Source organism: Alcanivorax sp. HI0083 (assembly GCF_001635175.1).
Window position 1 is genome coordinate 1 of the sequence record NZ_LWFX01000338.1, and the last position, 824, is coordinate 824.

General features: G+C 53.8%; 1 protein-coding gene. It reads right to left on the reverse strand.

All coding sequences use genetic code 11. The features are described from left to right. A partial coding sequence (locus A3754_RS03580) for a DcaP family trimeric outer membrane transporter (protein ID WP_231880468.1) occupies positions 1 to 668 on the reverse strand: 668 nt, incomplete at its 3' end. Positions 669 to 824: the final 156 nt, after the last annotated feature.

An 824-nucleotide genomic window follows, 5' to 3' on the forward strand; every position in this document is an offset into this window, starting at 1 on the left:
TCGTAACCCACCTGACGCAGGATACCGGCCACCTGAAAGTGACCCCAGTCTCCCACCTGACGGAAGTGGGCAGTGATATCCGGATATTCGTCATCGCCGGCAGTACCAGGATCAAGGCCACTATCCACGCCACTACCCGGATTTTCGATGGCCACCGCGACGGTAGAATCACCCTTCACCGGCGTCCAGCGAATCTGTGGATTACGGAGGAAAACCATGCCCGACGGACCCCAGTAATCGATCACATTGGGGAATACATCACCGTCCATGAACACACTATTAGTCTGCCCCGCCAAGATGGACTTCCATTCACCGTAGGCATGGCGCAAACGAATCGTTGTCTGACCTTCGTCCGGACCGACGCCAAACATGTCAAATTCAAATTTGGTTGTCAGCTCACTGTCACCGGCCATGGTGCTGGCATTCACACCCAAACGGCTCTGGCGGACACCAATGACAGCTTGGCCATCACTGCCTACCGTGTCTTGGTCATAAGGAATTCGTCCGGGGCGCAAGGTATCTTCCCATTCGGGAGTTACCCGATCGAAACCCTGCACATAATCCACCATCCCGAAGCCGTATACTTCGAAAGAGGAATCCGCCAAGCAAGTGAGAGGAGCGAGAAGTAGCGCAGCACCGAGGGTACGACGGAAAGCGAGAGTACCCATGATCATCATCCCTGTTCATTGTTTTGTTAATCGCCGCCATTCCCGGGCAGAACTGTTGAGCACCCCGAGCTGCAACGTCAAACCTGTGATCCGCCTTCGATAGAAGCACAAATTTTACAGAGTGTCACGATAGTCCCACCCAAAGCTTTTCAAAAA